Genomic DNA, 25,165 nt, shown 5'->3' on the forward strand with positions numbered 1-25,165 from the left:
GCATGAACTCCCTCGCATGGCGCTGCCCTGCCTCCGTGTGCGCCGGGCCCGGCTTGCGCCAGCCGGCGCACGCGGGGAAGCGCCAGGGTTGGCGCCGGCCTTGAGGAGCGGGCAAGTCGAAGCGTGCAACCCGGCCCCTTCGGCCGCGGCGAACGGCACGTGAGAGCACGGCCATCCTTCGGATCACTTTGTTTATGAACGTTTATACGTATAGACGTCCGAACAAAAATGCATATACACTCGACCGCATGGTCACCATCCATGCCGAACCCAGCCCATCCAGCGACCGCCTCACGCGGACCCGGACGACGCGATGTATGCGTGCGCAATCCCTTGCCGCGCCGCACCCGCCGCCATCGCCCCGACTCCCTGGATCGCCATGACCCTGACCCAGCTGCGCTACCTCGTCGCCATCGCCGACTGCCGCCTCAACATCACCGCCGCCGCCGAGCACGTGCATGCCACCCAGCCCGGGGTGAGCAAGCAGCTCAAGCAGCTGGAGGACGAACTCGGCCTGCAGCTGTTCATCCGCAAGGGCAAGAGCCTGGATTCGATCACCGACGCCGGCGTACGGGTGATCGAGCGGGCGCGGGTGATCCTGGCCGAGGCGCTGAACATCCGTTCGATCGCCGCGAACCTGCGCAACGAGGCGCACGGCGAGCTGCGCATCGCCACCACGCACACCCAGGCGCGCTTCGCCCTGCCCGGCTCGATCGCCGCGCTCAACCGCCGCTATCCGGACGTGAGCGTGCACCTGCAACCCTGCGGCGATGCCGAGGTGCTGGCCCTGCTGGAAGGCAGCCGCGCCGATCTCGCCGTGGTCAGCACCTCGGGCGCCGCGCCGGTCGGCGGCGTCGCCCTGCCCGCCTATCGCTGGAGCCGCGTGGTGCTGGTGCCGCGTGACCACCCGCTGGCCACGCTGGGCCGCACGCCCACGCTGGCCGAGCTGGCCGCGCAGCCGCTGGTGAGCTACGACTCCTCGAAACGGCCGGAATCCTCGCTGCGCCGCGCCTTCGCCGCCACCGGGCTGAGCCCGCAGATCGCGATGACCGCCGCCGACGCCGACCTGATCAAGACCTATGTACGCGCCGGCCTGGGCATCGGCGTGCTGGCCGAGATGGCGCTGCAGCCGGGCGAGGACGCCGACCTGCGCGTGATCCAGGCCGACGCGCTGCTGCCGCTGTGCACCACCTGGATCGTGCTGCGCAAGGACAGCGTGCTGCGCGACTACACGCTGGAATGGATCGCGCAGTTCGCGCCGCACCTGGACCGCAACGACGTGCGCCGGCTGCTTGCCCTGGGCATCGTGCCGGAGACGCCGCCGCGCGTGCCGCACTGGCGCGAGCGCCAGCAGTCCGCCGCAGCCGCGGCGGCTCCGCCGCTCACGGCAGTTCGTGCAGGCCGCACTCGCGCTTGAGTCCGAAGAAACGGGTGTCCTCGGCCTCCATGCCCGGCTCCCAGCGCTGCGTGGTGTGGGTGTCGCCGATGGAGATGTAGCCCTGCTCCCACAGCGGGTGGTAGGGCAAGCCGTGCTTCTGCAGGTAGCGCCCCACGTCGCGGTCGCTCCAGTCGGCGATCGGGTGCAGCTTCCACCTGCCGCCACCGGACGGCATCTGGCGCCACTCGACAAAGTCGATGGCGCGGCGGCTGCGCGACTGGTCGCGGCGCAGGCCGGCGAACCAGCCCTGCACGCCCAGTTCGCCCAGCGCGCGCTGCATCGGTTCCACCTTGCGGATGCGGTTGTAGCGGTCCAGCCCCTCGATGCCCTGCTCCCACAGCTTGCCGTAGCGCGCCTCGGCCCAGGCGCGGCCGATGATGGGGCGGTAGACCTTGAGGTTGAGCGCGAGCCGCTCGCTCAGCGTGTCGACGAACTGGTAGGTCTCGGGGAACAGGTAGCCGGTGTCGATCAGGACCACCGGAATGTCCGGTGCCTGGCTCGTCAGCAGGTGCAGCGACACTGCCGCCTGCGCACCGAAGCTGGAGGACAGCGCGTGCGCGCCCGGCACGTGCTGCAGCATCCAGCGCACGCGCGCCTCGGCATCGCGCCCGGCCAGCCAGTGGTTGAGCGCGAGCAAGGCCTCGACATCGTCGCCGTCGGGAAGCACGGGCGCGCTCACGCGATGACCTCCAGCGCGATCTTCCTCGACGCGAGCACGCCGGCGCGCAGCAGGAAGTCGCCGAAGTGCTCGCCCGGCGTCCGGTCGCCGGCATAGCGGGCAAACAGCCGGTCCAGCGCGGCGAGCAGCGCCGGTTCGTCCACGTTCTCGCGGTAGACCTGGTTGAGTCGCTGGCCGCGGAAGTCCGCGCCCAGGCGCAGGTCGTAGCGACCCACCGCGCGGCCCACCAGGGCGATCTCGCCAAGGTACGGGCGCGAGCAGCCGTTCGGGCAACCGGACAGGCGCAGCAGGATGGGCGCGGACAGCAGGCCGTGGCGGTCCAGCGAGGCCTCCAGCTTGGGCAACAGCTGCGGCAGGTAGCGCTCGCTCTCGGCCATCGCCAGCCCGCAGGTGGGCAGCGCCACGCAGGCGATGGCGTGGCGGCGGATGCCGCTGTGGCGGCGGTAGCCGTCCATGCCGTGTGCGGCCACGAGGGCGTCGATGCGTGCGCGATCCGCCGCGGCCACGTTCGCGACGATCAGGTTCTGGTTGCAGGTGAGCCGGATGTCGCCGGTGTGCACGCGCGCGATCTCGCGCATGCCGCTGAGCCAGCGCGCCTCGTCGCCGTCCAGCAGGCGGCCGGATTCCACCTGCAGGGTGAGATGCCAGCGGCCGTCATGGCCTTCGATCCAGCCGTAGCGGTCGCCATTGTGGTCGAAGCGGAACGGCCGCGCCGGCTCCAGCGCGAAGCCGGCGCGCTTTTCGATTTCCGCCTTCACCACGGCCAGGCCGCGCGTGTCGATGGTGTACTTGAAGCGCGCGTGCTTGCGCTCCTCGCGGTCGCCCCAGTCGCGCTGCACGGCGATGGTAGCCTCGGCCAGCGCCACGACGCGCTCGGGCGGCACGAAGCCGATCACGTCGGCGAGGCGCGGATAGGTGGTGGGGTCGCCATGCGTGGCGCCCATGCCGCCGCCGATCGCCACGTCGAAGCCGACCAGCTCGCCGCGCTCGACAATGGCGATCAGGCCCAGGTCCTGCGCGAACACGTCGATGTCGTTGAGTGGCGGGATCGCCACGCCGATCTTGAACTTGCGCGGCAGGTAGGTGGCGCCGTACAGCGGTTCGTTCTCGGCTTCGGCGGCCGCGCCCACCAGCTTTTCGCCGTCCAGCCAGAGCTCGTGGTAGGCACGTGTCTTCGGCTTCAGGTGCTCGGACAGCCGTACCGCCCACGCATACGCCGCGGCATGCGCCTTCGACTCGACCGGGTTGGTGTTGCACACCACGTTGCGGTTGACGTCGCCGCAGGCGGCGATGGTGCTGGCCAGCGCGGCGTCGATCGCGGCGATGGTGGGCTTGAGGTCGCGCTTGATGATGCCGTGCCACTGGAAGGTCTGCCGCGTGGTGATGCGCAGGCCGCTGGAGGCGTAGTCGCTGGCGATCTTGTCGAAGGCCAGCCACTGCGACGGCGTCATCACCCCGCCCGGCAGGCGCGCGCGCACCATGAAGGCCCAGGCCGGCTCCAGCTTCTGCCTGCGACGCTCGTCGCGCAGGTCGCGGTCGTCCTGCTGGTAGCTGCCGTGGAACTTCAGCAGCTTGTTGTCGTCCTCGCTGATCGCGCCGGTGACCGGATCGGCCAGGCCTTCGGCGATGCTGCCGCGCAGGAAGCGGCTGGTGCTCTTGATGTGTTCGAGATGGGAGGGCATGGGAATTCTCGGGACTATCTGGGTCGCGGCTGAAGCCGCTCCTACGATCCATACGCCGTAGGAGCGGCTTCAGCCGCGATGCTTTTCTCAATAAACATCACGGGCGTAGCGCCCTTCCTGCAGCAATTCGGCCAGCCAGCCGCGGGCGTCCCCGGCGGAGAGTCCACCGTGGGCGACGGCCACGTCGACCAGCGCCTCGTGCACGTCCTTCGCCATGTGCGTCGCGTCGCCGCAGACGTAGAGATGGGCGCCGTCGCGCAGCCAGCCGTAGAGTTCGCGGCCGCGTTCCCTGAGCTTGTGCTGGACGTAGACCTTGGCCGCCGTGTCACGCGAAAACGCAAGATCGAGGCGATGCAGCGCGCCGTCCTGCAACGCCCGCTGCCACTCGGTCTGGTAGAGGAAGTCCTGCGCGAAATGGCGGTTGCCGAAGAACAGCCAGTTGCGGCCGGCGGCGCCCACGGCCTGGCGCTCCTGCACGAAGGCGCGGAACGGCGCCACGCCGGTGCCCGGCCCGATCATGATGATGTCGCGCGAAGGGTCGGCCGGCAGGCGGAAGCGCTCGTTCGCTTCCACGAACACCGGTACCCGCGCCTCCTCGCCGGCGGCGGCGAGGAAGGCCGAGGCCGCGCCGAGGTGGGCGCCGCCGTGCGCGCTGTACTCCACCACACCTACCGTGAGATGCACCTCGTCCTCGCCCACTGCTTTCGCGCTGGAGGCGATGGAATACAGCCGCGGCGTGAGCGGGCGCAGCGCGGCGACCAGCTGCGGGGCGTCCCAGTCCACCGGATGACGGCGCAGCAGGTCGATCGGCTGGTACGCGTCGAGCAGCCGGGCCAGCGCCTCGCGCTGTTCCGGTTCCAGCACGCGCGCCAGCCCGGCGTCGCCGCTGGCGGCGGCATGCGCGGCCAGCAGCGGGCGGCTGAGCCGGGTCAGCTCGCGCTCGTGGGTCAGCCAGCGCCGCAGCGGCAGGCGGCGGCCGTCGTGCGCGACTTCCTGCTCGCCATCGAGGCGCAGCAGGCGCAGGCAGTCGTCCACCAGCGCGGGCGGATTGCGCGGCCACACGCCCAGCGCGTCGCCCGGCTCATAGCGCAGGCCCGAACCCTGCAGCGAGAGTTCGAGGTGGCGCACTTCGCGGGCGCTGTCGCGCGCGACGATGCGCTGGTTCTCCAGCACTTCGGCGGCATACGGGTTCGCGCGGTCGTGCAGCGCACTGTTCACCGCGTGCAGCGCCACCGGACGCAGGTTCGTGGCGGGCGTCGCCGGCGTGCCCAGCGTTTCGCGCGCCCTGGCCAGCGCGCTTTCGCTCCAGCTCGCGCTGGGCGCCTCGAAATCCACGTCGGCCTCGCCCAGCGGGGCAAAACGCTGCGCACCAAGCTCGGCGAAGCGCGCATCGAGCCGGCGGCTCACCGCGCAGAATTGCGGGTAGCTGGAATCGCCCAGGCCCAGCACGGCGAACTTCAGCTGCGGCAGCCTGGGCGCACGCTTGCCGCTCACGAACTCGACGAAACCCAGCGCATCGTCCGGCGGATCGCCGTCGCCCTGGCTGCTGATCACCAGCACGAGGTGCCGCTCCTGCGCCAGCTCGCGCACCGCATAGGCGCCGGTGCGCAGCAGCCGCACGCCCAATCCCGCCGCGGCGGCGCGTTCGGCCAGCCGCTCGGCCACCCGGCGCGAGTTGCCGGTCTGGCTGCCGTAGAGCACGGTCAGCCGCTCGGCCGCGGCGGCGCTCGGCGCCTCGGCCACCGGCGCGGCGGGCGGCAGGGTGACGCGCGTGGCCTGGGCCGCCAGCGCCGCGCTCCACGCCGATATCCAGTACAGCTCCGCCGGCGGCAGGCCCTCGGTCAGCCGGTGCAGCAGCGCCAGCCGCTCCGCGGCCAGGCCGGGCGTCGGCAACATCGGTCGGGTGGCAACGCTCACGGGCTTTCCTTTTGGACGTCCATACGTCTTGGCGACCATGCTAGGTCCGTGGCCGGCAAGCCTGAAAACACTTGTGGTCATGTGCTTATGCGGGCCGCTCATTTCCCGCGTACAGGCGCGCGTGCTGACATGGCCACGCCACCTCTTTGCGAGTGCCGATGAGCGCCCTGCCGGAATTCCTCGTCTTCGCCCTCGTGGGCGCCGCTGCGCAACTGGTGGACGGCGCGCTGGGCATGGCCTACGGCGTGACCTCGGCGGGGCTGCTGCTGGGCCTGGGCATGCCGCCGGTGATGGCCAGCGCCAGCGTGCACTACGCCGAGACCTTCACCTGCGGCGCCTCGGGACTCAGCCACCTGCTGGCCGGCAACGTGCGCAAGCGGCTGTTCCTCGCCCTGGCGATCCCCGGCGTGGTCGGCGCCCTGCTCGGCGTGTGGCTGGCCGTGCAGCTGCCCGCGTCATGGATGCGCATCGCGCTGACGCCCTACCTGTTGGGCATGGGCCTGTTCCTGTTGCTGCGCGGCGCGAAGCGCCCCGGCGGGCGCACCGAACCGCCACGCGGCACGTCCATCCTGGGCGCGGCGGCCGGTTTCCTGGATGCGGTGGGCGGCGGTGGCTGGAGCGCGCTCACCGCCACCAACCTGCTCGCCCGCGGCCTGCAGCCGCGCGCCGTGATCGGCAGCGTGCACCTCGCCAAGTGCGTGGTGAGCATCGCCGCCAGCGTCGCCTTCCTGTTCGGCATCGGCGCCGGCCACGTGGTCGCGGTGCTGGGCCTGATCGCCGGCGGCATCCTCGCCGCGCCGTTCGGCGCGTTCTTCATCCGGCGCATTCCGGCGCGCGCCGCCACCGTGCTGGCCGGGCTGGCGGTGCTGGCGCTGGGCATCAACAACGCGGTGCGTGTGCTGGGTTGAGGCTGGTCCGCGGGTTTGCTTGTTGCAACCGGCAGATCAAGCCCCCCTCTCCCCCGGCCCCTCTCCCGCAAGCGGGAGAGGGGGATCGACGCTTCCCCCGATTACAATGCGCGCATGAAACGCGCCCCCACTCCCCGCAAGACCACGCCGCCCATCGAAGTGCGCGGCTCCGCCCGCCAGCCTTTGGGCATGCCGCCCGCGCAATTCCTGCGCGACTACTGGCAGAAGCGCCCGCTGCTGGTCCGCAACGCCTTTCCGGGTTTCGTGCCGCCGATCCAGCCGGAGGACCTGGCCGGCTTGGCCTGCGAGGATGGCGCGCTGTCGCGGCTGATCCGCCACGACGAGGCGCGCGAGCGCTGGCAGGTGAAGACCGGCCCGCTGACCGAGGCCGACTTCGCGAAGACCGGTAACTCGAACTGGACCCTGCTGGTGCAGGACGTGGACAAGTGGGATGCCGACGTGGCCGCCCTGCTGGAACCCTTCGCCTTCCTGCCCAGCTGGCGCGTGGACGACATCATGGTTTCCTACGCCGAACCCGGCGGCGGCGTGGGCGCGCACGTCGACCAGTACGACGTGTTCCTGCTGCAGGGGCTGGGCCAGCGGCACTGGGCGATCAGCACCGACCCTGATGCACCGAAGGATTTCCGCCCCGACGTGGAGCTGAAGCAACTGGCGCAGTTCGAGCCCACCCAGGAATGGCTGCTCGAACCGGGCGACATGCTCTACCTGCCGCCCGGCGTGCCGCACGACGGCGTGGCCTTCGGCGGCCCGTGCATGACGTTCTCGGTGGGCATGCGCGCGCCCTCGCAGGCGGAGCTGACCGGCGACCTCGCCGACTACCTCGCCGAGCAGCTGCACGAGGACCGGCGCTATGCCGATCCCGACCTCGCGCCGGCCCGGGCCACGGGCGAGATCGACGGCGATGCGCTGTCCCGGCTGCGCCAGGCGCTGCCGTTCGCCGCCGCACTGGACGAGGAAACCCTGCGCGACTGGTTCGGCCGTTTCATCACCCGCTACCGCAACGCCCAGACGCCGGCCCTGCCCGATCGCGCGCTGGACGAAGCCGCGCTGCGCAAGCAGCTCGCCGCCGGTGCGCGCCTGCTGCGCCACCCGTGGTCGCGCATGGCGTGGAGCCGCGGCAAGTCAGGCTGCATGCTGTATGCGAACGGCCATGCATGGCCCGCCTCGCCCGCACTGGCGAAGCAGCTCTGCGCGCAACGCGAAATCGTGCCGGATGCCGCGCCGTCGACGGCGGCGCTCGCCCTGCTGCTGGCGCTGGTCAACGACGGCCACCTGGTACTGCGCAAGGCGCGCCGGCGATGAACAGCCCGGCCGATGGCATGCCGAAGGACGGACACTGCGCGATAGCCGGACGCGAAGCGCTGGCCGCCGCGCGCCTGCAATTGCTGGCCGCCGCGCGCCACCGGCTGGCGCTGCACCTGCCGCTGCTCGGCCGTGACGACTATGGCAACGACGCGGAGCTGGCCGAACTCAAGCGCGTCGCGACCTCCGGCCGGCGCGCCGAAATCCGCATCCTGCTGCACGATCCGGGCAGCGCGCTGCGCGACGGCCACCGGCTGATCGCCTTGTCCCAGCGCCTCTCCAGCGCGATCCAGATCCGCACGCCGGTGGAGGACGTGGACCGCCAATGCGCCAGCGCCTGGCTGCTCGCCGACGACGGCGCCTACCTGTTTCTGCCCGATGCCGGCCGTCCGCAGGGGCGCATGGCGCTCGGCGACCGCGCCGCCCAGGCGCCGCTGCAGCAGCAGTTCGACGGGATATGGGAACGCTCCGTCCGCGCCAGCGAGCTGCAGGCGCTGGATTTGTAGCCTGCGCCGAATACCCGGCCCGCCGCACCATGCCAGCCCCGGGCCTGCAAAGCGCTGCCGCGCAGCGCCTGCGACCAAAGTCGGTGTCCGGCAGGGTGAATTCCGGCTAAGGAGCCCCCATTCCGGGCGACACCCGGGTTGCCGCTATGCAGCAGCCCAAGGCTATAATTAACAGGATTTTTCGCCGGCGATCCGCGCTGCCGAAGGATCGCCAGCAAGCCTCCCTTCCCCTGCCGGTGGTGACGTGAGTACGAATCTGATCCGCGAGTTCTTCGAATCCTCCCAACTCGCTGGCGGCAACGCCGATTACGTCGAATCCCTGTATGACGCCTGGCTGGCCGACCCCGCGTCGGTTTCCGCCGAGTGGAACAAGTATTTCGAGACCTTCAAGGGCCGCGAGCCCGGTGACGTCCCGCACGGCGGCGCCATCGCGCGCATCGAGGCGGCGCAGAAACAGCGCCACGTCGCGGCGGCCGTGCCGGTCAGCGACGAGCACGCGCGCAAGCAGGCCGGCGTGCTGCGCCTGCTGACCGCCTACCGTTCGCGCGGCCACCTCGCCGCCAACCTCGACCCGCTGGGCCTGGCGCACAAGATGGAGGCGCCCGACCTCGGCCTCGCCTTCCACGGCCTCTCTGAAGCCGACCTCGACACCGAATTCGACTGCGGCACCTATGCCGGCGGCGGCCAGCGCCTGAAGCTGCGCGAGCTGTGGGCGCGCCTGAAGAAGGTGTACACGCGCAGCATCGGCGCGGAGTTCATGTACATCTCCGACCACGCGCAACGCAACTGGATCTATACCCGGCTGGAGCAGGCCAATGGCAGCGCCGGCCTCGACGCCGCCGGCAAGCGGCGCGTGCTGGACGGCCTCACCGCCGCCGACGGCCTGGAACGCTACCTGCACACCAAGTACGTGGGCCAGAAGCGCTTCTCGCTGGAAGGCGGCGACAGCCTGATCCCGATGCTGGACGACGTGGTGCGCGCCGCCGGCGACAACGGCATCAAGGAAGTGGTGATCGGCATGGCCCACCGCGGCCGCCTCAACGTGCTGGTCAACCTCCTCGGCAAGCCGCCGAAGACCCTGTTCGACGAGTTCGAGGGCCGCTTCGAACACCCTGACGACCCCGCGCACTCCGGCGACGTGAAGTACCACATGGGCTTCTCCGCCGACGTCAAGACGCCCAAGGGCGGCACCCACGTGGCGCTGGCGTTCAACCCCTCGCACCTGGAGATCGTCAACCCGGTGGTGGCCGGCTCCGTGCACGCGCGCCAGGTGCGCCGCCACGACGGCGCCCACCAGCAGTCGATGGCGGTGCTGATCCACGGCGACGCCGCGCTGGCCGGCCAGGGCGTGAACATGGAACTGTTCAACATGTCGCAGGCGCGCGGCTTCAAGATCGGCGGCAGCCTGCACATCGTGGTGAACAACCAGGTGGGCTTCACCACCTCCAACCCGCAGGACGCGCGCTCCACGATGTACTGCACCGACCTGGCCAAGATGGTCAACGCGCCGGTGCTGCACGTGAACGGCGACGACCCGGAAGCGGTGATCGAGGCCACCCGCCTCGCCTACGACTTCCGCAAGACCTTCCGCAAGGACGTGGTGATCGACCTGGTGTGCTACCGCCGCCACGGCCACAACGAGGCCGACGAGCCCACCGCCACCCAGCCGGTGATGTACCAGGTCATCAAGAAGCTGCCGCCGGCCCGCGAGCTGTACGGCAAGCAGCTGGTGGCCGAAGGCGTGATCGCGGACGGCGAGGTGCAGAAGCGCTTCGACGCCTACCGCGACCGCCTGGAAGCGGGCAAGCCGATGACCGAGCTGGACCCCGCGCCGAAGCGGGACATCCACATCGACTGGACGCGCTTCCTCAAGGGCAGGCTGTCGGACAAGACCGACACCACGCTGCCGAAGAAGAAACTGCTGGAGCTGGCCAACAAACTGCTGGAGATCCCCGGGGACATCACCCTGCAGTCGCGCGTGGCGAAGATCTACGAAGACCGCCGCAAGATGGCCGCCGGCGAGCAGCCGGGCGACTGGGGTTTCGCCGAGAATCTCGCCTACGCCAGCCTGATCGACGCCGGCCACAACCTGCGCCTGGTCGGCCAGGATTCCGGCCGCGGCACCTTCTTCCACCGCCACGCGGTGCTGCACGACCAGAAGGACGGCCGCACGCACATGCCGCTGGCGACGATCCGCGACGGGGCCGACGTGGAAGTGATCGACTCGCTGCTCAGCGAGGAGGCGGTGATGGCCTTTGAATACGGCCACTCCACCACCGATCCCGACACGCTCAACATCTGGGAAGGCCAGTTCGGCGACTTCGCCAACGGCGCCCAGGTGGTGATCGACCAGTTCATCAGCTCCGGCGAGGCGAAGTGGAACCGCCTGTGCGGACTGGCGCTGTACCTGCCGCATGGCTACGAAGGCCAGGGCCCGGAGCACTCCTCCGCGCGCCTGGAACGCTTCCTGCAGCTGTGCGCGTTCGACAACATGCAGGTCTGCGTGCCGACCACGCCGGCGCAGGATTTCCACATGATCCGCCGCCAGATGCTGCGCGACGTGCGCAAGCCGCTGATCGTGATGACGCCGAAGTCGCTGCTGCGCCACAAGCTGGCCGTGTCCACGCTGGACGAGCTGGCCGGCGGCAGCTTCCAGCTGGTGATCGGCGAGCACCGCGAGCTCGCCGCCAAGAAGGTGAAGCGCGTGGTGCTGTGCGCCGGCAAGGTCTACTACGACCTGCTGGAGGACGCCGAGAAGCGCGGCCTCGCCGACGTGGCGATCGTGCGCGTCGAGCAGCTCTACCCGTTCCCGCGCGCCGAGGTCTCCGCCGAGCTGGAGAAGTACCCGGCCGCGAAGGAAGTGGTGTGGTGCCAGGAGGAGCCGATGAACCAGGGCGCCTGGTTCCAGATCCGCCACCACCTGCAGGCCTGCGTGGGCAGCAAGCAGAGCCTGTCCTACGCCGGCCGCGCGCGTTCGCCTGCGCCGGCCGCCGGCCACCTCAACACCCACGTCGCCGAGCAGGCCGCGCTGGTCGAGCAGGCGCTGGTCGCGCCGATCGGCCCCGACCACTCCGCGGAGTAAGCTTCCCCGAATCCCGCGGCCACGGATGGCCGCCCTGACCTTTGCGCTCCACGACAAGCGCACCAACCCCAAGGGCCCGTCATGTCCATCGAAGTCAAAGTCCCCGTCCTGCCCGAGTCGGTCGCCGACGCCACCATCGCCACCTGGCACAAGAAGGCCGGCGACGCGGTGAAGCGCGACGAGAACCTGGTCGACCTGGAAACCGACAAGGTGGTGCTGGAAGTACCCGCCCCGGTCGACGGCGTGATCAAGGAGATCAGGCAGGAGACCGGCGCCACGGTGAACAGCCAGCAGGTGATCGCGATCATCGAGGAAGGTGCCGCGGCCGCCGCGCCGGCGCCGGCCGCTGCTGCTCCCGCACCCGCGGCCCCCGCCCCGGCGGCACCGAAGGCGGCCGCCGAGCTTTCGCCCGCCGCGCAGCGCGTCGCCACCGAGAACAAGGTCGACACCTCCGCCATCGCCGGCACCGGCCGCGACGGCCGCATCATCAAGGAGGACGTGGTCAACGCCGGCCCGCGTCCGGCCGCCGCGCCTGCCGCGGCCCCGACCCCGGGTGCGCGTCCGGAAGAGCGCGTGCCGATGACCCGCATGCGCGCCAAGATCGCCGAGCGCCTGATGCAGTCGAAGAACTCGATCGCCATGCTCACCTCGTTCAACGAGGTGAACCTGGCCGCGGTCAGCAAGATGCGCAAGGATCTCGGCGAGCAGTTCCAGAAGGAGCACGGCGTCAAGCTCGGCTTCATGAGCTTCTTCGTCAAGGCCACGGTCGAGGCGCTGAAGCGCCACCCTATCGTCAACGCCTCGGTGGACGGCAACGACGTCATCTACCACGGCTACCAGGACGTCTCGATCGCAGTGTCCACCGACAAGGGCCTGGTCACCCCGGTGCTGCGCAACGCCGAGAACATGAGCTTCGCCGATATCGAGAAGGCGATCGGCGACTACGCCAAGAAGGCGCGCGACGGCAAGCTCACCCTGGAAGACCTGCAGGGCGGCACCTTCACCATCACCAACGGCGGCACCTTCGGCTCGCTGCTCTCCACCCCGATCGTGAACCCGCCGCAGAGCGCCATCCTCGGCATGCACACGATCAAGGAGCGCGCCGTCGTCGAGAACGGCCAGGTGATCGCCGCGCCGATGATGTACATCGCGATCAGCTACGACCACCGCATCATCGACGGCAAGGACGCGGTGCTGTTCCTGGTGGACATCAAGAACCAGCTTGAGAACCCGCACAAGATGCTGTTGGGCATCTGAGCCCTCGAGCCCCTCTCCCGTCGGGAGAGGGGTTGGGGTGAGGGTCCGGCATCGCCGCAACGCCTCGCTCCACACGTACCCTCACCCGCCCTTTGGGCACCCTCTCCCGACGGGTAGAGGGACAAAGCGAGAAACGACATGAGCGACAAATTCGACGTCATCGTCATCGGCGCCGGCCCGGCCGGCTACGTGGCCGCGATCCGCGCCGCGCAGCTGGGCCTGAAGACCGCGTGCGTGGACGCCTTCACCGGCAAGGACGGCAAGCAGGCGCTGGGCGGCACCTGCCTCAACGTGGGCTGCATCCCGTCCAAGGCGCTGCTGGATTCCTCGCGCCAGTACTGGAACATCGCGCACAACCTGCCGGTGCACGGCATCAGCGTGAAGGACGCCAAGGTCGACATGGCCACCTTCATCGGCCGCAAGGACAAGATCGTCAAGCAGTTCACCGGCGGCATCGGCCAGCTGTTCAAGGCCAACAAGGTCACCCCGTTCTTCGGCACCGGCAAGCTGCTGAAGGGCAACCAGGTCGAGATCACCGCCGCCGACGGCGGCAAGCAGACGATCGGCGCCACCAACGTGATCCTCGCCTCGGGCTCGGTGCCGATCGAACTGCCGTTCGCCAAGTTCGACGGCAAGAACATCGTCGACAACGCCGGCGCGCTGGACTTCACCGAAGTGCCGAAGCGCCTGGGCGTGATCGGCGCCGGCGTGATCGGCCTGGAGCTGGGCAGCGTGTGGCGCCGCATGGGCTCGGAAGTGACGATCATCGAGGCGCTGCCGGACTTCCTCTCGGTGGCCGATGCCGACATCGCCAAGCTCGCGGCGAAGGAATTCGCCAAGCAGGGCCTGGACATCAAGCTCGACGCCAAGCTCAACAAGGCCGAGGTGAAGAAGGATGGCGTGCACCTCACCTACACCGACAAGAGCGGCGAGCAGCAGCTGGTGGTCGACAAGCTGCTGGTGGCCGTGGGCCGCCGCGCCTACACCGCGGGCCTGCTGGCCGACGACACCGGCGTGAAGCTGGACGAGCGCGGCCGCATCCTGGTCGACGAGCACTGCCACACCGGCGTGGACGGCGTGTGGGCGATCGGCGACGCGGTACGCGGCCCGATGCTGGCACACAAGGGCTCCGAGGAAGGCGTGGCGGTGGCCGAGTGGATCGCCGGCAAGGCCGGCCACGTCAACTACGACACCGTGCCCTTCGTGATCTACACCGAGCCGGAAGTGGCCTGGGCCGGCAAGACCGAGAAGGAACTGAAGGACGCCGGCATCCCGTACCGGGTCGGCACCTTCCCGTTCGCCGCGATCGGCCGCGCCGTGGCGATGAACGAGGCCGTGGGCCAGGTGAAGATGCTCGCCCACGCCGACACCGACCGCATCCTCGGCGTGCACATGGTCGGCCCGGGCGTGTCCGAGCTGATCGCCGAGTGCGTGGTGGCGATGGAGTTCAAGGGCTCCTCCGAAGACCTCGCCCGCATCGTCCACGCCCACCCGACGCTGTCGGAAGCCGTGCACGAGGCGGCGCTGTCGGTGGACAAGCGCGCCATCCACAAGGGCAACTGAGCGCAGGATGCGCTCATCCCGGACAGCACAGGGATGTGCATTGATCCGGGATCCATTTGGAATGGATGACCTCATCCCGTGCAGGCCATGGATGGCCGATGACACGGGATCCATCCTGGAAGTGGATGACCTCATCCCGGACAGCCCATGGATGGGCGACGATCCGGGATCCACGCGGCCCGCTCGTGGCGACATGGGCGGGCCGTATTGTTTGCACCCTCCGGAACCTTCCCCGCCGTCATTCCGGCGAAGGCCGGAATCCAGTTTCAATACGCTGTGCGAAGCACTCAAATAAGGCTTTGTGTCCTTCGGACGCATAGGTGAACTGGATTCCGGCCTTCGCCGGAATGACGAGCGAAAAGCGAGCTCTTGGCCATGCCCCAACCCTCTTCTCTTTGCGTCTACTGCGGCTCCAGCCCCGGCAAGCATCACGAATACGCCGATCAGGCGCGTGCCTTCGGCACCGAGATGGCGAAGCGCGGCATCGCCCTGGTGTATGGCGGCGGCAACGTGGGCTTGATGGGCACGGTGGCCGACGCGGTGCTGGCCGGCGGCGGCAAGGTCGTGGGCGTGATCCCGCGCCAGCTGGTCGAGCGCGAGGTGGCGCACAAGGGCCTCAGCGAACTGGTGGTGGTGGACACCATGCACCAGCGCAAGACACGCATGTACGAGCTGTCCGATGCCTTCGTCGCCCTGCCCGGCGGCTTCGGCACCATGGACGAGATGTTCGAGATGCTGACCTGGGCCCAGCTCGGCCTGCACCGCCACCCTTGTGCCTTCCTCGACGTGCGCGGCTACTTCCGCGACCTGCGCGCGATGATGGATCACATGGTGGCCGAGGGTTTCGTGCAGGCCGGCCAGCGCGACAGCCTGTGGTTCGGCGCGTCCATCACCGCGCTGTTCGACTGGATGGTGCACTACGACGGCGGCAACGCCACCCGCGTGATCGGCCCGTCCAGCATCAAGGCCTGAGGGGATGTCTGGAACATCCGCTCGAAAATCGGCCGTTCCCCGGAGATTGCCATGACCACCTTCCGCGCCTTCCGCATCCGCAACGACGAAGCCGGCTACCGCGCCGGCTTCGAGGAGATGGCCAGCGACGCGCTGACGCCCGGCGAGGTGCTGGTCCGGGTCGCGTACTCCTCGGTGAACTACAAGGACGCCCTCGCCGGCACCGGCAAGGGCAAGATCCTGCGCCAGTACCCGCTCAACGGCGGCATCGACGTGGCCGGCCACGTGGTCGCCTCCACCGCTCCGGGGTTCCGGGAGGGCGACGCGGTGCTGTGCACCGGCAGCGGCCTGTCGGAGACGCGCGACGGCGGCTACGCCGAATACGCGCGGCTGGACGCGCGCTGGACGATCCCGTTGCCTGCAGGCCTGACCCTGCGCGAGAGCATGATCCTCGGCACCGCCGGCTTCACCGCCGCGCTGGCGCTGCTGCACATGCTGGACAACGGCCAGACGCCCGCGCTGGGCCCGATCGCCGTCACCGGCGCCAGCGGCGGCGTGGGCCAGCTCGCCATCGACATCTTCAGCCGCGCCGGCTATGCGGTGCATGCGATCAGCGGCAAGGCCGGCCATTTCGATTTCCTGGAGTCGCTGGGCGCCGCCGAATGCATCGACCGCCATGCGCTCGCCTTCAGCGGCAAGCCGATGGACTCGGTCCGCTTCGGCGGCGCGCTGGACAACGTGGGCGGCGCGATGCTGGCCGGCCTGCTGCCGCTGGTCGCGCCCCATGGCAACGTGGCGATCTGCGGCAATGCGGGCGGCATCGCCTTCGACGGCACGGTGATGCCCTTCATCATCCGCGGCGTGAACCTGCTCGGCGTGGCCTCGGCCGGCACCGCGCGGCCGGTGCGCGAGCGCATCTGGCAGCACCTGGCGGGCGACTGGAAGCCGCGCCACCTGGAGCGCATCGCCACCCGCGAGGCGACGCTGGACGAGCTGCCCGACGTATTCGGGCGCATGCTGGACGGCAATTCCTTCGGCCGCACCGTGGTGCGCGTCGGAGGGGGTTGAAACACGTGGCTTGGAAGGACCGGCTCGCCGGCATAGAATCCACCGAAACAACTGGGGGACCCCACCTTATGGCACGCATCCTGATCGTCGACGACTCGCCGTCGCAGCTCCTGGGCCTGAAGCGCATCGTCGAGAAGCTCGGTCACGAGACTCTCACCGCCGAGGATGGCGCCGCCGGCGTCGAGGTGGCAAAGCGCGAGATCCCCGACCTGATCCTGATGGACGTGGTGATGCCCAACCTCAACGGTTTCCAGGCCACCCGCACGATCAGCAAGGACGCCAGCACGGCGCACATCCCGGTGGTGCTGGTCACCACCAAGGACCAGGAGACCGACAAGGTGTGGGGCATGCGCCAGGGCGCGCGCGCCTACGTCACCAAGCCGATCAAGGAAGAGGAACTGGTCGCCACGCTGAAGGAGCTGCTGCCGGCCTGAGCCAGTGGCATGCAACGGCAATGAAGAACGGCGCCCTTGGGCGCCGTTCTTCATTGGGAGCCTCGTCCGGTGTCGCCCACCTCATTGCATGGGCCCCGGCCGGACCCTTGCCCCGATCCCGTTCCCCGAGGGAGTAGGGCTTCGGATCAGTGGCGCGGATCGTAATCCGCGAACTTCGCGCGCAGCGCCTCGTAGGCCGCGCGCTGCTCGTCGCTGGCCGCAACCGGAACGCGGACCGACAGTTCCACCAGCTGGTCACCGGGATGCGCACCCGGCATGCCGCGTCCCTTCAGGCGCAGCTTGCGCCCCGACTGCGAACCGGCCGGAATGCGCAGCTCCACCGTACCCGCCAGGGTCGGCACCGGCACGGTGGCCCCCAGCGCCGCTTCCCATGGGCTGACCGGCAGCACGTGCAGCACGTTGTGGCCGTCCAGCTTGAAGCGGGCATCGTCGCGGATGCCGACTTCCAGCAGCAGGTCGCCTTTCGGGCCGCCATGGCCGCCCGGATGGCCCTGCCCCGCCAGCCGGATCACCTGCCCCGGCTGGATGCCGGCGGGAATCTTCACCTCCAGTACGCGCTCTTCGCCGCGGCCGTCGTGCAATGACAGGCGGGTGCGGCCGCCGTCGAACGCGGTCTGCAGGTCGATCTCCACCCTGGCCTGCACGTCCTGCCCACGCCGCGCGCGCGGCTGGCCACGCTGGCCGTGGCCGCCGGCGGCGCGACCGAACAGGCTCTCGAAGAAGTCGCTGAAATCGCCATCACCGCCGAAATCGAAGTTCTGGCCCTGCCCCTGGCCCCAACCCGGTGGCGGACGGAACTGCTCGCCGCCACGGTAGCCGCCGGCGCGCAGCTGGTCGTAGGCCCGGCGCTTCTCGGCATCCAGCAGCACCTCCTGGGCCTCGTTCGCGGCCTTGAACTTCTCCTCGGCGCCCGCTTCCTTGTTCTTGTCCGGGTGGTACTTGCGCGCCAGCTTGCGGTAGGCGGTCTTGATCTCCGCCTCGCTGGCCTCGGGCTTCACGCCCAGGATCTCGTAATAGTCTTTGAATTCCACGGACGCTCCAGACAAGCCGTATCGTCAATGAACACGCGGCCCGCGACGGATCATCGTCCGTCGCGGGCCGCTCCCGCAAGCCGCGGGCGGGTCAGTGGGCCGTGTCGATCACGATGCGGCGCGGCGCACTCTCGGCTTTCTTCGGTATCACGATCTCCAGCACGCCGTGCCGGTTGCTGGCGGTGATCCGCCCGGCATCGACGCTGTCGGGCAGCACGAAGCGGCGGTGGAACGGGCCGTACGCCCGCTCCTGCCGGAAGCCATGGGCGGACGCGTCCACCGGCTCCGCCGCGCGTTCGCCGCTGATCGACAACACGTTCCGGTCCATGTTCACCTCGATCGCCGCCGGGTCGACGCCGGGGACGTCGGCGAGTATCACGAAACGCTCGGCTTCCTCGCGGATATCCACGCGCGGCGCCCACGCCGCGGCGGCCGGCCTGCCGTCGCCGGGCTCGACGTAACGGTCGAACGCATGCCGCCACGCCCGCGCATCACGCGGCAGGCCCCACATCACATGATGGTTCAGGCTCATCGGAAACTCCTCGATTGGATTGCGGCACGTCGCCGCCTGCCCGCAGAGATAGGTGCGACGGTTTCCGATTCAAGACGGCGCGCGCAATCCCTCGCCAGCCGGCGCAATCGGGTGCATGCTTGGGGTTCATGTTCGAAGCACCCGCGGAATGATCTTCATGCGCCACCTGATCGGATCGGGCCTTGCCCTTGCGCTGGCCCTGCCTGCCGCGGCACAAACCCCGCCACCCGTGGCCGCCGTGGGCGGCCGCGGCGTGGCCATCGCCGACGCGCCGGTGCCGCGCCCCGCCGGTACGCCCTGCGTCGCCACGCTGTATGCCGACATCGCGTTCGACGACCACGGCGAATCCACCTCGCGCGACGCGAAGCCGCGCGAGTGGGCCTACACCCCGCCCGCGCAGTGCGCCGGGCCGTGGGCCAGGGTGGTGCTGGAAGCGGATTTCTCGGTGGACGCCGGACGGCAGTACGACCGCACGGCCAGCCTGTGGCTCAAGGGCGTGAACCTCTATTACGGCACGACGCAGGAGCCCGGCGCCAAGGTCGCGCCGCGCTGGCACGTCGAGCGCGACGTCACCGACTACGCCAGCCTGTTCCGCGAGGCCGGGCACGGCCAGGTCGTCCTCAACAACTGGGTCGACGGCAAGCACGACAGCGCGATCCACGGCAGCGCGCGGCTGCTGTTCTACCCGGCGGCTCCGGGCGGGCACGCCGAACCGCCGGCCGATCTCGCGCTCGGCCTGGTCGGCGACCGCGGCGGCCATCCGGTGGATGTGCAGGACGGAAAGCAGGCGCTCTCGCGCACCCTCACCCTGCCGCGCAACGTCGAACGCGTGGCGCTGGACCTGATCGCGCAAAGCCAGGCCGTGGACGAGCAGTGGTACATGTGCACCGACGACGCCGACGTGGCACCCACGCGCGAGTTTTCGCTGGGGCCGCCGAACGCCGGCGACCCGTTGGAGCAATGCGGCGGCGGCAACTACCGCGAAGTGGCGGTGAGCATCGACGGCCGGCCGGCCGGTCGCGCACCGGTCTATCCATGGACCTACACCGGCGGCGTGGATCCGAACCTGTGGCGGCCGACACCGGATATCCAGACGCTGGCCTTCACGCCGTACCGCATGGACCTGACGCCCTTCGCCGCGCTGCTGGACGACGGCAAGCCCCACACCGTCGCCGTGCGTGTGCTGGGCGCGCACGATTTCTTCAGCCTCGCCGCCAACCTGCTGGTCTGGCGCGACCATGGACGCGCGGTGCTCACCGGCAAGCTCACGCTGAACACGCTGGCCGCGCGGCAGGGCGGCCAGCAGCCACAGGTGCAGCGCCACTTCGACCATGGTGCCGGCGGCACGCTGCATGGCGAGGTCGATACCGTGCAGCACGGCGACTACGTGATCGCCGGCGAGCTGCGGACTTCGCACGGCGTGGTCGTCACCCGCGTCGAACACCGCTCCAGCTTCGCCAACCGCCAGCGCTTCGACCATCCGTCGCGGGATGCCTACGACCAGCGCATCGACATGCGCACGCAGGTGGTCGACGAGATCGCCACCACCGTCGGCAACGACACGGTGCAGCGCAGGCATCGTCTCGAATACCCGTTGCTGATCGACATCCGCAAGCGGGTCCACGCAGGCGGCGATTTCACGGCCGGCATCACCGTGCAGCAGGGTTATCTGAGCAGGCGCCGTCGCACGGAAGGCGGTCGCGTGGCTTTCTGGTCGACGCTGGACAACCACCTGCTCAGCCACAGCAATACCGACTTCAACGCCGGCGGCACGGCCATCACCGGCTCGCGCGGGCAACACGGGCAGCAGTCCTACCGCTTCAGCGATTCGCTGGGCAGTTGCTACGCACGCCGCGTCGAGACGCGCGACCAGGCCGTCATCGCCGTGGCTTCAGGCCAGGGCTGCCCGCACCAGGCCAACCGTCTGGACGGCCATTCACAACCTTGAGGCACGCACCATGAGCATCCAGATCGGACAGACCCTGCCTGACGTCGAAGTGCGACTCGTCGGCGACGGCATCCGCGAGGCACGCACCGGCGAGCTGTTCGCCCGCCGCAAGGTGGTGCTGTTCGCCGTGCCGGGCGCCTTCACGCCGACCTGCTCGAACCGGCACCTGCCCGGCTACGTGGCGCACCACCACGATTTCCGCGAACGCGACATCGACGTGCTGTGCCTGTCCGTCAACGACGCCTACGTGATGCAGGCCTGGGCCGCCGCGCAACAGGTGCCGCACGACCTGTTGCTGATCGCCGACGGCAATGCCGCCTTCACTCGCGCATTGGGGCTGGAACTGGACGGCAGCGGCTACGGCATGGGCCTGCGCGCGCGCCGCTTCGCGCTGTATGCCGAGGACGGCATCGTCCGGCAGTTGCACGTCGAGGCACCGGGCGAATTCCGCGTCTCCAGCGCCGAGGCGATGCTGGCCGCCATCCAGGCCTGAGCGAGGCCGCCGCGCGGCACCCAAGCGCATGGCCAGCATGATCAACTTCCGCGGGAACCTCGCGGTCATCGGCGGGCTGTTGCTGCCGCGCCTCGCCGACCAGTACCCGGTCGATCGCAGCTGAGGCCAGACACTTTGGCGAAAAAACGAAAGCCCCGGCGAGCGGGGCCTTCGTGGTTCACGACGACGGGGTTCAGGCGCCGTCCGTGCCCGCTTCCGGTGTCGCGCCGCCTTCGGGCGAAACGTCGCCGGCCATCGGTCCGGCCTCCTCGCCATTGTCTTCCTCGGCTTCCAGCCGCACCACGCTGACCAGCGCCTCCTCGGCCGGCAGGCGGATCAGGGTGACGCCCTGGGTGTTGCGGCTGAGCTGGGAGACTTCCGCCACGCGGGTGCGCACCAGGGTGCCCTGGTTGGAGATCAGCATCAGCTCGTGCGCCTCGGTGACCTGCACCGCGGCGACCAGCGCGCCGTTGCGTTCGGAGCACTGGATGCCGATCACGCCCTGGGTGCCGCGGCCCTTCTTGGGGAACTCGTCAAGCTGGGTGCGCTTGCCGTAGCCGCGTTCCGTCGCGGTGAGGATGTCGCCTTCGGCCGCCACGATCAGCGAGACCACAGCCTCGCCCTCTGCCAGCCGCATGCCGCGCACGCCGGTGGCGGTGCGCCCCATCGAGCGCACGGTGTTCTCGTCGAAGCGCACCGTCTTGCCGTTGGAGGCGAACAGCAGGATGTCGCTGTTGCCGTCGGTGAGTTCCACGTTGACCAGCGCGTCGCCCTCGTCGAGCTTGATCGCCTGCTTGCCCTTCTGCAGCTGGAACGCGAACTCGGTGAGCGGGGTCTTCTTCACCGTACCGAATTTGGTAGCGAAGAACACGAAGCGGTCGTCGCTGTACTCGCGTACCGGCAGCACCGCCTGCACCTTCTCGCCCGCGGCCAGCGGCAACAGGTTGATGATGGGCTTGCCGCGCGCGCCCGCGCCCGCCTCCGGCATCTGGTAGACCTTGAGCCAGTACACGCGGCCGGTGCTGGTGAAGGTGAGCAGGGTGTCGTGGGTGTTGACCACCCACAACTGCTCGACCACATCCTCGTCCTTCAGCGCCGAGGCCGAGCGGCCCTTGCCGCCGCGGCGCTGGGCGCGATACGCGCTGGCCGGCTGGCGCTTGATGTAGCCGGTGTGCGACAAGGTCACGACCATGTCTTCCGGCGCGATCAGGTCGAGCACGTTCAGGTCTTCCTGCGAGTGCTGGATCTCGGTGCGGCGCGCGTCGCCGAATTCGTTCCTGACCGATTCCAGTTCCTCGCGGATCACCGCAAGCAGGCGCCCCGGGTTCTCCAGGATCTCGATCAGGCCGCGGATGACCTCCAGGATCTCGCGGTATTCGTCGGAGAGCTTCTCCTGCTCCAGGCCGGTCAGGCGATGCAGGCGCATGGCGAGGATCTCCTGCGCCTGCACCTCGGAGAGCTGGTAACCGTCGCCCTTGAGGCCGTCGCGCGGGTCCATGTCCTCCGGCCGCGACGCCTCGGCGCCGGCGGCGGCGAGCAGCGCGCCCACCATGCCCGGCTGCCACTTGCGTGCCAGCATGCGCTCGCGCGCCTCCTGCGGCGAGGCCGAGTTCCTGATCAGCTCGATCATCTCGTCGATGTTGGCGAGCGCGACGGTGAGGCCTTCCAGTATGTGCGCACGGGCGCGCGCCTTGCGCAGCTCGAAGATGGTGCGGCGGGTCACCACCTCGCGGCGGTGGCGGATGAAGGCCTCGAGGATGTCCTTGAGGTTCAGCAGCCGCGGCTGGCCGTCCAGCAGCGCCACCATGTTGATGCCGAAGGTGACCTGCAGCTGGGTCTGCTGGAACAGGTTGTTCAGCACCACGTCGGCCATCGCGTCCTTGCGGATCTCGATGACGATGCGCATGCCGTCCTTGTCGGACTCGTCGCGCAGCTCGCTGATGCCTTCGAGCTTCTTCTCCTTGACCAGCTCGGCGATCTTCTCGATCAGCCGCGCCTTGTTCACCTGGTAGGGCAGCTCGTGGACGAGGATGGTCTCGCGGCCGTTCGACTCGGTTTCGATCTCGGTCCTGGCGCGCACCAGGATGCGGCCGCGGCCGGTACGGTAGGCCTCGACGATGCCGGACGAGCCGTTGATGATGCCCGCGGTCGGGAAATCCGGCCCAGGGATGTAATGCATCAGCTCGTCGACCGACAGGGCCGGCTCGTCGATCAGCGCGATGGTGGCGGCGATGACCTCGTTCAAGTTGTGCGGCGGCACGTTGGTGGCCATGCCCACCGCGATGCCCGCCGAGCCGTTCACCAGCAGATTAGGCACGCGCGTGGGCAGCACCAGCGGCTCGTGCTCGCTCTCGTCGTAGTTCGGGCCGAAGTCGACGGTTTCCTTGTCGATGTCGGCGAGCAGCTCGTGCGTGAGGCGCGACATGCGCACCTCGGTGTAACGCATCGCCGCCGCGTTGTCGCCGTCCACCGAACCGAAGTTGCCCTGGCCATCGACCAGCATGTAGCGCAGCGAGAACGGCTGCGCCATGCGCACGATCGCGTCGTACACCGAGGCGTCGCCGTGCGGGTGGTACTTACCGATCACGTCGCCGACCACGCGGGCCGACTTCTTGTAGGGCTTGTTCCAGGCGTTGCCCAGCTCGTTCATCGCGAACAGCACGCGGCGATGCACCGGCTTCAGGCCGTCGCGCACGTCCGGCAGCGCGCGGCCCACGATCACGCTCATCGCGTAGTCGAGATAGCTCTGGCGCATCTCGTCTTCGATGTTGACGCGGATAACTTCTTTGGCGAGTTCTGCCATCAATCGGCTTCCCTGATGAACGAGGAGGAGTGCACCGCGCCGTGCTTGCGGACACGCGAAAATCAACCCGTCGAGTGTAGCACGCCCCGGCCTTTCCCGCCTCGCGAAAGGCGAAAATTAAGCGTTGCGTTTCAATACCTTGCGCAATGATCGTGCACCACCGGCAAGGTGCCGCGGGGCGCTGCTCCGCCTGTGCGCCGCCGATGCCGTTTTCAGGCGCCGAACTGGGCCCTCATCGCAGCTTCGGTCGGCCGCGCCATCACCCCGCGCTCGGTGACGATCGCGTCGATCAGGCCGGCCGGCGTGACGTCGAACACCGGGTTCCAGGCTTCGGCGCCCTCGACCACCACGCGCCGGCCGCCGACGGCGAGCAGCTCCGCCGGATCGCGCAATTCGATCTCGATCTGCCCGCCCGAGGCCGTGGCCATGTCCACCGTGGACGACGGCGCGACCACCATGAACTTCACGCCGTGGTGCTTCGCCGCGATGGCGAGCTGGTAGGTGCCGATCTTGTTCGCGGTGTCGCCGTTCGCGGCGATGCGGTCGGCGCCCACGATCACCCATTGCACCGCGCCCGACTTCATCAGGTGGGCGGCGGCCGAATCGGCGATCAGCTGCGCGGGAATGCCGTCGCGCACCAGTTCGTACATGGTGAGCCGCGCGCCCTGCTGCCACGGCCGCGTCTCGCCGGCGAACACCCGCGCGATGCGCTCCTGCGCCACGCCGGCGCGGATCACGCCCAGCGCGGTGCCGAAGCCCGCGGTGGCCAGCGAACCGGTGTTGCAATGGGTGAGCACGCCCGAGCCAGGCGCGATCAGCGCGGCACCCAGCTCGCCCATGTGGCGGTTGGCGGCCAGATCCTCGTCCTGGATCGCCTGCGCCTCACGTTCCAGCGACTGCGCACCGGCACCCGCAGCGATGCGCGCCTTCATGCGGTCCAGCGCCCACATCAGGTTCACTGCGGTGGGCCGCGCCGCGCGCAGCATTGCCAGCGCGGCATCGAGCGAGGCGCCCTGCTGCGCAGCCAGCACCACGCCCCACGCCGCGGCTATGCCGATCGCCGGTGCGCCACGCACTGCGAGGTCGCGGATCGCCTGTGTCACCTCGGCGGCGTCGCGGCAATCGATCCAGCGCTCCTCCTGCGGCAGCAGGCGCTGGTCGAGCAAACGGAGGTGGTCGCCGCGCCATTGCACGGCGCGGACGCGGTCGTAACGGTCGTAGTCCATCGGAATGTTCGTGTCGTGAAACGGATGAGTCAGGGCGATTCCGGCATCACCAGCCACAGGATCAGGTAGATCAGGATGCCCGAACCGCCAAGCAGGGTGAGGATGATCCAGGCGACCCGGACCAGGGTCGGATCCCAGCCGAGGTATTCGGCAATGCCGCCGCAGACGCCGGCCAGCTGGCGGTTCTGGCGGGAACGGCAAAGTCGCTTCGAGGCGTTCATTGTCCCTCCGGGGCATGGGTGGCGCTGGGCGCGAACAGGCGATCAGCCTAGCACGCGCCCCGCGCCCCAGAAACGCGACGCC

Annotated in this window: 20 protein-coding genes; 12 read left to right on the forward strand and 8 right to left on the reverse strand. The window is 69.4% G+C overall.

Features of this window, described 5'->3' with window-relative positions; genetic code table 11:
• Nucleotides 1-379 precede the first annotated feature (379 nt).
• Nucleotides 380-1,417, forward strand: a complete 1,038-nt coding sequence (locus ABQJ56_RS10965; RefSeq protein WP_367845055.1) for a LysR substrate-binding domain-containing protein — start codon at nt 380-382, stop codon at nt 1,415-1,417.
• On the opposite strand, the gene ABQJ56_RS10970 is transcribed toward ABQJ56_RS10965, so the two are convergent.
• From ABQJ56_RS10970 to ABQJ56_RS10980, 3 genes are all read right to left on the reverse strand, one after another.
• The gene (locus ABQJ56_RS10970) at nt 1,383-2,117 is read right to left on the reverse strand and encodes a phosphoadenylyl-sulfate reductase (protein ID WP_437343422.1); all 735 of its coding nucleotides are present in this window, start codon (nt 2,115-2,117) and stop codon (nt 1,383-1,385) included. The two genes, ABQJ56_RS10965 and ABQJ56_RS10970, sit on opposite strands and share 35 nt — an antisense overlap.
• Nucleotides 2,114-3,799: an assimilatory sulfite reductase (NADPH) hemoprotein subunit gene (cysI, locus tag ABQJ56_RS10975; RefSeq protein WP_367845056.1), complete on the reverse strand. Its 1,686-nt coding sequence runs from the start codon at nt 3,797-3,799 to the stop codon at nt 2,114-2,116. The genes ABQJ56_RS10970 and cysI overlap by 4 nt, the downstream gene beginning before the upstream one ends.
• A gap of 87 nt (nt 3,800-3,886) precedes the next feature.
• A complete protein-coding gene (locus tag ABQJ56_RS10980; protein WP_367845196.1) occupies nt 3,887-5,695 on the reverse strand; it encodes an assimilatory sulfite reductase (NADPH) flavoprotein subunit in 1,809 nt (602 codons plus the stop codon).
• A gap of 179 nt (nt 5,696-5,874) precedes the next feature.
• Between ABQJ56_RS10980 and ABQJ56_RS10985 the strand changes: the two genes are divergently transcribed.
• The 9 genes from ABQJ56_RS10985 (at nt 5,875) to pilH (ending at nt 16,808) form a co-directional block, all read left to right on the forward strand.
• On the forward strand, nt 5,875-6,624 hold the full coding sequence (locus tag ABQJ56_RS10985) for a sulfite exporter TauE/SafE family protein (RefSeq protein WP_367845057.1): 750 nt from the start codon (nt 5,875-5,877) through the stop codon (nt 6,622-6,624).
• Between the two features lie 114 nt (nt 6,625-6,738).
• On the forward strand, nt 6,739-7,947 hold the full coding sequence (locus ABQJ56_RS10990) for a JmjC domain-containing protein (RefSeq protein ID WP_367845058.1): 1,209 nt from the start codon (nt 6,739-6,741) through the stop codon (nt 7,945-7,947).
• A complete protein-coding gene (locus tag ABQJ56_RS10995; RefSeq protein WP_367845059.1) occupies nt 7,944-8,453 on the forward strand; it encodes a DUF7931 domain-containing protein in 510 nt (169 codons plus the stop codon). Before ABQJ56_RS10990 ends, ABQJ56_RS10995 begins: the two co-directional genes overlap by 4 nt.
• A gap of 244 nt (nt 8,454-8,697) precedes the next feature.
• The gene (locus tag ABQJ56_RS11000; protein WP_367845060.1) at nt 8,698-11,535 is read left to right on the forward strand and encodes a 2-oxoglutarate dehydrogenase E1 component; all 2,838 of its coding nucleotides are present in this window, start codon (nt 8,698-8,700) and stop codon (nt 11,533-11,535) included.
• Nucleotides 11,536-11,616: 81 nt separating this feature from the next.
• Nucleotides 11,617-12,792 carry a 2-oxoglutarate dehydrogenase complex dihydrolipoyllysine-residue succinyltransferase gene (gene odhB / locus ABQJ56_RS11005; RefSeq protein ID WP_367845061.1) on the forward strand — a complete coding sequence of 392 codons (1,176 nt, stop codon included), beginning with the start codon at nt 11,617-11,619 and terminating at the stop codon, nt 12,790-12,792.
• Between the two features lie 138 nt (nt 12,793-12,930).
• Nucleotides 12,931-14,355 carry a dihydrolipoyl dehydrogenase gene (gene lpdA / locus ABQJ56_RS11010; protein ID WP_367845062.1) on the forward strand — a complete coding sequence of 475 codons (1,425 nt, stop codon included), beginning with the start codon at nt 12,931-12,933 and terminating at the stop codon, nt 14,353-14,355.
• Between the two features lie 375 nt (nt 14,356-14,730).
• Nucleotides 14,731-15,327, forward strand: a complete 597-nt coding sequence (locus ABQJ56_RS11015; protein ID WP_367845063.1) for an LOG family protein — start codon at nt 14,731-14,733, stop codon at nt 15,325-15,327.
• Between the two features lie 51 nt (nt 15,328-15,378).
• Nucleotides 15,379-16,374 (forward strand): acrylyl-CoA reductase family protein, encoded by a 996-nt coding sequence (locus ABQJ56_RS11020; RefSeq protein WP_367845064.1) that lies wholly within the window; start codon nt 15,379-15,381, stop codon nt 16,372-16,374.
• A gap of 68 nt (nt 16,375-16,442) precedes the next feature.
• Entirely contained in the window at nt 16,443-16,808 is a 366-nt protein-coding gene (gene pilH / locus ABQJ56_RS11025) for a twitching motility response regulator PilH (RefSeq protein WP_367845065.1), read from the forward strand.
• 146 nt (nt 16,809-16,954) lie between these two features.
• Here pilH and ABQJ56_RS11030 read toward each other — a convergent pair whose 3' ends face one another.
• Both ABQJ56_RS11030 and ABQJ56_RS11035 read right to left on the reverse strand, forming a co-directional pair.
• Nucleotides 16,955-17,860, reverse strand: coding sequence for a DnaJ C-terminal domain-containing protein (locus ABQJ56_RS11030; protein ID WP_367845066.1), 906 nt, complete (start codon nt 17,858-17,860; stop codon nt 16,955-16,957).
• A gap of 91 nt (nt 17,861-17,951) precedes the next feature.
• Nucleotides 17,952-18,392 carry an Hsp20/alpha crystallin family protein gene (locus ABQJ56_RS11035; protein ID WP_367845067.1) on the reverse strand — a complete coding sequence of 147 codons (441 nt, stop codon included), beginning with the start codon at nt 18,390-18,392 and terminating at the stop codon, nt 17,952-17,954.
• 157 nt (nt 18,393-18,549) lie between these two features.
• On the opposite strand from ABQJ56_RS11035, the gene ABQJ56_RS11040 reads away from it, so the two are divergent.
• Together ABQJ56_RS11040 and ABQJ56_RS11045 are read left to right on the forward strand one after the other, a co-directional pair.
• The gene (locus ABQJ56_RS11040) at nt 18,550-20,340 is read left to right on the forward strand and encodes a peptide-N4-asparagine amidase (protein ID WP_367845068.1); all 1,791 of its coding nucleotides are present in this window, start codon (nt 18,550-18,552) and stop codon (nt 20,338-20,340) included.
• 10 nt (nt 20,341-20,350) lie between these two features.
• Nucleotides 20,351-20,833 carry a peroxiredoxin gene (locus tag ABQJ56_RS11045; RefSeq protein ID WP_367845069.1) on the forward strand — a complete coding sequence of 161 codons (483 nt, stop codon included), beginning with the start codon at nt 20,351-20,353 and terminating at the stop codon, nt 20,831-20,833.
• A 193-nt stretch (nt 20,834-21,026) separates the two neighbouring features.
• Here ABQJ56_RS11045 and gyrA read toward each other — a convergent pair whose 3' ends face one another.
• The 3 genes from gyrA to ABQJ56_RS11060 all read right to left on the reverse strand — a co-directional run bounded on the left by gyrA (nt 21,027) and on the right by ABQJ56_RS11060 (nt 25,083).
• Nucleotides 21,027-23,636 (reverse strand): DNA gyrase subunit A, encoded by a 2,610-nt coding sequence (gyrA, locus tag ABQJ56_RS11050; RefSeq protein ID WP_367845070.1) that lies wholly within the window; start codon nt 23,634-23,636, stop codon nt 21,027-21,029.
• A gap of 212 nt (nt 23,637-23,848) precedes the next feature.
• The gene (gene mtnA, locus ABQJ56_RS11055) at nt 23,849-24,862 is read right to left on the reverse strand and encodes an S-methyl-5-thioribose-1-phosphate isomerase (RefSeq protein WP_367845071.1); all 1,014 of its coding nucleotides are present in this window, start codon (nt 24,860-24,862) and stop codon (nt 23,849-23,851) included.
• Nucleotides 24,863-24,891: 29 nt separating this feature from the next.
• On the reverse strand, nt 24,892-25,083 hold the full coding sequence (locus ABQJ56_RS11060) for a PspC domain-containing protein (protein ID WP_367845072.1): 192 nt from the start codon (nt 25,081-25,083) through the stop codon (nt 24,892-24,894).
• Nucleotides 25,084-25,165: the final 82 nt, after the last annotated feature.

The organism is Rhodanobacter geophilus, from assembly GCF_040812275.1.
Taxonomy (GTDB): Bacteria; Pseudomonadota; Gammaproteobacteria; order Xanthomonadales; family Rhodanobacteraceae; genus Rhodanobacter_A; species Rhodanobacter_A geophilus.